At 28.8% G+C, this 6,443-nt stretch carries 7 protein-coding genes; all 7 read left to right on the top strand.

Annotated elements, in window-relative coordinates; translation table 11 throughout:
• Nucleotides 1-2: 2 nt before the first annotated feature.
• The 7 genes from GJ1_RS16840 (at nt 3) to GJ1_RS16865 (ending at nt 6,328) form a co-directional block, all read left to right on the top strand.
• Nucleotides 3-605 (top strand): sugar transferase, encoded by a 603-nt coding sequence (locus GJ1_RS16840; RefSeq protein ID WP_083510043.1) that lies wholly within the window; start codon nt 3-5, stop codon nt 603-605.
• 94 nt (nt 606-699) lie between these two features.
• Nucleotides 700-1,452 (top strand): PHP domain-containing protein, encoded by a 753-nt coding sequence (locus GJ1_RS16845; RefSeq protein WP_066234950.1) that lies wholly within the window; start codon nt 700-702, stop codon nt 1,450-1,452.
• Nucleotides 1,373-1,966 (top strand): phosphoribosyltransferase, encoded by a 594-nt coding sequence (locus GJ1_RS18145; protein WP_083510044.1) that lies wholly within the window; start codon nt 1,373-1,375, stop codon nt 1,964-1,966. Before GJ1_RS16845 ends, GJ1_RS18145 begins: the two co-directional genes overlap by 80 nt.
• On the top strand, nt 1,951-3,078 hold the full coding sequence (locus tag GJ1_RS16850) for a glycosyltransferase (protein WP_066234953.1): 1,128 nt from the start codon (nt 1,951-1,953) through the stop codon (nt 3,076-3,078). The genes GJ1_RS18145 and GJ1_RS16850 overlap by 16 nt, the downstream gene beginning before the upstream one ends.
• A 143-nt stretch (nt 3,079-3,221) precedes the next feature.
• Nucleotides 3,222-4,133: a glycosyltransferase gene (locus GJ1_RS16855; protein ID WP_066234955.1), complete on the top strand. Its 912-nt coding sequence runs from the start codon at nt 3,222-3,224 to the stop codon at nt 4,131-4,133.
• Between the two features lie 20 nt (nt 4,134-4,153).
• Nucleotides 4,154-5,224: an EpsG family protein gene (locus GJ1_RS16860; protein WP_066234956.1), complete on the top strand. Its 1,071-nt coding sequence runs from the start codon at nt 4,154-4,156 to the stop codon at nt 5,222-5,224.
• A gap of 75 nt (nt 5,225-5,299) precedes the next feature.
• A complete protein-coding gene (locus GJ1_RS16865) occupies nt 5,300-6,328 on the top strand; it encodes a glycosyltransferase family 4 protein (protein ID WP_066234958.1) in 1,029 nt (342 codons plus the stop codon).
• Nucleotides 6,329-6,443 lie beyond the last annotated feature (115 nt).

The following is a 6,443-nucleotide window of genomic DNA, read 5'->3' on the forward strand; positions in this document are numbered from 1 at the left end:
CTATTACGAAAAGAACAATCGATATTGTTGGAGCAATCATTGGACTTGTTTTAACAAGTCCACTTTTTTTAATTATTAGCATCTTCTATTTATTCGGTGACTCAAAAGGACCAATTTTCTTCAAACAAGTTCGTGTAGGGAAAAACGGAAAAAGATTTTATATTTATAAGTTTCGCTCGATGATTGTGAATGCGGAGGAGAAATTAAAAGCAGATAAAGAACTTTATGAAAAATATTTAAGAAACAATTATAAGCTAGAACCACACGAAGATCCGCGAATTACAAAATTAGGTCACTTCTTGCGCAAGACAAGCCTTGATGAAATTCCCCAACTGATTAATGTATTAAAAGGGGAAATGAGTTTAGTTGGACCGAGGCCAGTTGTCCAAGAAGAATTAAAAGAATATGGAGTTAAGGTAGGCGAGTTCTTATCTGTGAAGCCTGGCCTTACTGGATATTGGCAAGTAAGTGGTAGAAGTGAAATAGGATATCCTGAAAGAGTAAACTTGGAACTTTACTATGTATATAATCAGTCATTACTTTTAGATATAAAAATAATTTTAAAGACTGTTTGGATGGTCTTGCTTAAAAAAGGTGCTTATTAACTTATGTGAGAAATTAAGTTTATTACCTAAAATGTAGATTCTGCTTGTAACAATAGAAAGAATAAATAATAATTTTTTAAGGGTGTATTATTAGATGAAAATTAGAGTGGAACTTCATACTCACACTCAATATTCACATGACAGTCTACTAAATAAGTGGTTTTATTTACTAATGTTAAAGCTAAAGCGAATTAAAGTAGTAGGTATTACGGATCATAATGAAATAGAAGGGGCAATAAAATTTAAAAAGTTTTTAGAACGATTTGGAATAAGAGTTATAGTTGGTGAAGAAATTTTTTCGAGTAAAGGAGAAATTATAGGCTTATTTTTAAAAGAAAAAATAGCCCCTGGTAAATCGCCAAGAGAGACAATGCTTGAAATAAAAAAACAAGGTGGGGTGGTTTACATCCCACATCCCTATGATGAAAAAAGATATAAAACTGTTTTGCCGGAGGAAGAAATAGCTAAAAATTTAGATTTAATAGATATAATTGAAGTGCATAATGGACGAAACATAAAAGATTATTTTTCGCATAAACAATTAGAGATTGCAACCAAGTATAAAAAGATACAAAGTATCGGTAGTGATGCACATACATTTTTTGAGTTAGGTAGAAACTATAATGAGATGGAAGAATTTGTTGATAAAAATGATTTTCTTGAGTCTCTGAAATATGCGAGTTATGTAAAGAAAAATTGTATCCAAATATCTCATCAAGTTACAAAATTTGTTCGGTTAATTAAATTGATAAGAAAGGGTCAATTTAATGAGATATTTAGAATTATCAATAAAAGATACAGAAGAAGCAAGCAAGCAGCTGGCACAGAAAATAAGTCAAGATTTTAAGCCGGATGTAGTTGTTTTCATAGCAAAAGGTTCTTATATCATTGGAGATGTAATAAGTAAATACTTTGAAGTTCCATTAATTGAAATACATGCTGTTAGAGAAGGAAACAAATTAAAAAATTTAGTTAGCCCTGTATTAAAGTTGATTCCTAAAAGTGTAAAAAATTACTTAAGAAAGAAAGAGTTGCAATCAGGAGTTCATAATAAAAATTCTGAACGTAGAGTTTATCTAGAAAAGGGAAAAGATAAACTTCAAGATGCAGAGAATATTTTAGTAGTAGACGATTCGGTAGATACGGGACATACAGCAAAACAAGTTTGTGAATATATTATAAGAAATTTTGGAGAGAAAACTATGAGATTTGCTAGTTTGAATGTTTTTGCGGAAAGTGAAAGGATTTTTAGAGTACATTACAGCTTATATAAAAATTGTATTATGATAGGCCCTTGGTCAAAAGATTCTGAATATTACTGTGAATTTATAATGAGGTATGAGCAATGGAAAAAAAGCTAAAAATATTACATGCCAATACCGGATTAGTTGCTGGTGGAGCAGAAAGATTAATTGCTGAAATGTTGCCTATCATGAAAGCAAAAGGATATGAAGTAGAAGTGTTATTGCTAGAGGATAAGGGAAACAATATATTTGAAAAAAGTTTGAAAGAAAGTAATATAAAAATATCAGTATTAAAGTACAATCATAAATTTGACTTAAGGAATTTTTTTGAAATACGTAAAATAATAAAAAAGTACGATATTGTACACGCTCATATCTTTCCAATGCAGTATTGGATTCCTCTAGCGAGCATTGGGTTAAGAAAAAAACCTGTACTGGTGACAACTGAACATAGTACACATAACAGAAGGAGAAACCATAAAAGCTTACGACTTTTAGAAAAATTTATTTACTCCTTGTATGATAAAATAATCTCCATAACACCTGAAACAGAGAATAATCTCTTACATTGGCTGAAAGTATCAAAAAATGAAAGATTCCAAGTTATTTTGAACGGAGTTCATCTAGAGAAGTTTAATAATGCTAGGCCAGTAAAACTCGATAAGGTTCTAGGAACTGAAGTGCAACCTGAAGATAAATTTTTATTAATGGTTGCAAGATTTAGTAAAGAGAAGGATCATGAAACACTTTTTAAGGCAATTCAATTACTACCAAACAACATTAAGTTGATATTGATAGGTGAGGGGGAATTAGAAGATTATTACAAAAAGTTAGCTATCGATTATAAGATCGATGACAGAGTCTTTTTCTTAGGAAAAAGAAGTGATGTTCCTGAAATAACAAAATCAGTAGACATATGTATTCTCTCATCTAATTGGGAAGGATTTGGCTTGGTAGTGGTTGAGGCAATGGCAGCTGGTAAACCTGTTATTGCCAGCAGAGTACCTGGACTAGATAAGACAGTAAGTGGTGCAGGGATACTTTTTGAAAAGGGAGATTATAAGGAGTTAGCCGATATTATACAAAATGTTTTATCAGATCAGAAATTATACAAATCACTTTGTGATAAGAGTTTATTACATTCGAAAAAGTTCGATATTAGTAAAATGGTAAATCAATATTTAGAAATATATAACGATTTAATAAAAACTAAGAAAAATTTTAAATAAATAATGTAAAAAATCTACAAAAACTAAATGGAAAAGTTTGTTTATATTTTTGATTTTTTATTGTTTATTAGATAGTTCTGGTGATATAAGGGATAAATAAAATTATACTGAACAGGGAGGAATTAATTATTATAAAAGTTAGTGTGATTATTCCAGTGTATAATGTAGCAGAATTTCTGCAAGAGTGTTTGGATAGTGTTATACAACAAACATATCCTAATATAGAAATTATTTGCGTTAACGATGGTTCTACAGATAATAGTTTAGATATATTAAAGAGGTATTCCCAAAAATTTAATCATTTACAGATTATAAATCAAGCAAATGCAGGACTAAGTGCTGCAAGGAATACAGGAATTAGACACGCAAAAGGAGATTATGTTTTCTTTTTGGATAGTGATGATTTTCTTTACGATTGCAATGTAATAGAAACTATGGTTAATGAGGCTGCTAAAGATAATCTAGATATAGTATTTGGGAGTTTTCAGTATTATTATGGAGAGAATTCGAATATTAATAAAGTGTTTAAAGTTAACCATAATATGGTTAACAAAATAATGAAAGGAATACAATTACTAGAAAAAGGTATAAGAACTAATACGGTTAACTCTGTTGTTTGGAATAAATTATACAGATATGATCTTATTAAAAATGAGTTTTTTTTAGATGGTTTATTATACGAGGATATGGAATATACTATAAGAATTTTCTTAAAGGCGAGAAGGGTTAAAATGTTAGATATACTAACAGTAAACTATAGGCAAAGAGAAAATTCAATTATGAGTAGTAAAGTAAATTTTAAAAAAGCCATTGATTATGTAAATATCGCAAAAAAAATTCTGGAAATAAAACAAGAAAATAAATTTATTTCAACCTGGGTAGCTATATGTATTTATAAAGCTCTGAAGAATTCTAGGGAACTTGAAGAGAAGGAAAAAAGCCAGGTATTAAATGAGATAAATTCAATTACAAATCTACCTAAAATATTTTTTGAGAGCACTAGTATTAAACATAAGCTATTCGGTATTTATATAAAAATTTTTGGCTTAAATTAGTTTTGAAAGAGGAATATAGGATGATTTATTTATTTATGTTTACTCTTACATCTTTCTTATTTTATCCTCTAAAAGTGCGATGTAATAACTCTAAAGAAAAGCTAATTTTGTCTCTCTTATTTTTAATTCCAACATTTCTAATTTTAGTATTATTTGTTGGATTAAGATTTGATGTAGGTAGGGATTATGGTATATATTATAATATATTTTATCTAGGGTATGGAGCTAATAAAGAAATAGGCTTTAGGTTAATAAATGATATTTTTTCGAAATTAGGCTTTGAACTTTCTAGTGTTCTTGTTTTAATGGCTTTTTTGAGTTTATATTTTGCTTTTAAGATTATTAGAAACCAAGGAAAACACTCATTTATGTCTTTTGTGATATTCTGGTTAGATGGAGCATATATATATTTATTTAATGTGGTTAGACAAGGACTAACAAATATCATTTTTTTAAATATCATAGAAAAATTTAGGGAAAAAAGAATTATTTTAATGGTATTATTGATTTTATTTTCTTCACTATTCCATTACTCTATATTTCTTGCCGTTTTGTTTATCCCGTTTTTAATGAGAAGATACTCAAAAAAAACATTGCTATTTATGTTTGTTTTGGTAATATTGGCTAATTTTTTATTTAATATACAAGATTTATCTATAAAGATGTTACATTTCGTTCCTTATTTCGGAGATATATACTCGGAAACTAATCTGTTAGAAAATAATGTAAAAAGAGAAGAGTTTGGTCTTGGTTACTTATTTAGGTTTATATTGGTATTTATTGCGATTTTAAATTATGACAAAATTGCACAGGATGTAAAGGTACAACCATTTTTGAACGCTTTTGTTTTTTGGGGAATTTTAAAAATATTAACCTTACAGGTATGGATTGCTGAAAGACTACTTGATTATTTGCGGTTTTCATCAATAATTATCGTTCCAAGACTGATAGAAAGTATTGAAAATAAAAAAATTAGATTTTTATTTACAGCTGTTATATTAATTATTTATTTTGCTCTTTTTCTTAAATCGACAGTATTTTCTTCGTATGAAGAAAAGTTAGTTCCATATAAATGGATTTTTTCAAAGTAAGAGGAGTATAAGTTACTTCTTTTTAATTTTTTGATTCGAATAAATTAATGTTTAGATTAAGAGAGAGTGTCGTATATGAAACAACATTTACTAAATGAGATCTTGCTTGCAGGATTTAAGTTTTCGCATCATTCTCCCTCAAGTGGCTATCATCAGTTAGCCCGCTTTATTAACAGTGATTATATTGATGCTAGTAAATTTCCTTTTGGTGATGCCCCTCTAGGGTCAAAACTAAAGCAGATTAATTTTATGTTATTTGAGCTTTATTTAATGAATAAAACCAAAAAATATAAAGTAGTCCACTATCTATACCCTGAACAACATCTTATCTTCAGTGTACCTTCAAATACAAAAACAGTTTCTGTAGCTACTATCCATTTGGATGAAGAGTGGCTAGATGCAAAAAGTAACACAAATAGAAAACTCGCAACATTTAGAAGGAAAGCATTTTCTCAATTAACTGGAATTATATCTTTGAGTAGTGACCAAGCTAGTAGATTAAGAGATATATATCCAAATAAAAATATAAAATTTATACCACATGGGGTTAACGAGTTGGGTTTTTACAGTCATGTAGATTTGCATAGGCAAAATTTTGTTATTACTGTAATTGGATCTAATTACAGGGATAAAAAAACCTTTTTTGAAATTGTAAAATATGCTCAAGAAAATCATTCTAATTGGCGTTTTAATTTGATAGGAGTTTCAAAAGATTGGAAAGAAGATGCTAGTAGATTCTCTAACACAATTATTCACCCTTTTTTACAGGAGGACGAATATTTTAAAGTCTTACAATCATCACATGTACATTTGTTACCAGTTGAATTTGCAACAGCGAATAATGCGTTATTAGAAGCTCATGCTCTAGGAGTACCAAGTGTGGTTAGTAATAATTCAGGTGTTCTAGATTATTCTTTAAAAAGTACATTCCATTTTAATAATGTCAAAGAAGCAATTGAAATATTAAATTATATTTCATTGCTACCCTCTAATGAATATCAATCATTAAGACTAGTTACTAAAAAAGAGGCTAGTAAGTTTTATTGGTCAACAGTTGCTAAGGAAGTATTAAAATTTTATAAAGATTTAGGTGCTGAAATATGATTATAGATTATAGAAAACCCGTCTCACATTTCGCACCCTAACCATCCAGAATAAAAGGAATTTTTGCTTATTTTTTTGAGATAACTTTCGGATCAGCACAACTAGCGATGGTAAT

The organism is Geobacillus jurassicus NBRC 107829, from assembly GCF_001544315.1.
GTDB classification, from domain to species: Bacteria; Bacillota; Bacilli; order Bacillales; family Anoxybacillaceae; genus Geobacillus; species Geobacillus jurassicus.

Excerpts from the sequence above, each read along its gene's own strand:
- GJ1_RS18145 (WP_083510044.1), top strand. The coding sequence starts at position 1,373 with ATGAGATATTTAGAATTATCAATAAAAGATACAGAAGAAGCAAGCAAG.
- GJ1_RS16865 (WP_066234958.1), top strand. The coding sequence starts at position 5,300 with ATGAAACAACATTTACTAAATGAGATCTTGCTTGCAGGATTTAAGTTT.
- GJ1_RS16860 (WP_066234956.1), top strand. The coding sequence starts at position 4,154 with ATGATTTATTTATTTATGTTTACTCTTACATCTTTCTTATTTTATCCT.
- GJ1_RS16850 (WP_066234953.1), top strand. The coding sequence starts at position 1,951 with ATGGAAAAAAAGCTAAAAATATTACATGCCAATACCGGATTAGTTGCT.
- GJ1_RS16845 (WP_066234950.1), top strand. The coding sequence starts at position 700 with ATGAAAATTAGAGTGGAACTTCATACTCACACTCAATATTCACATGAC.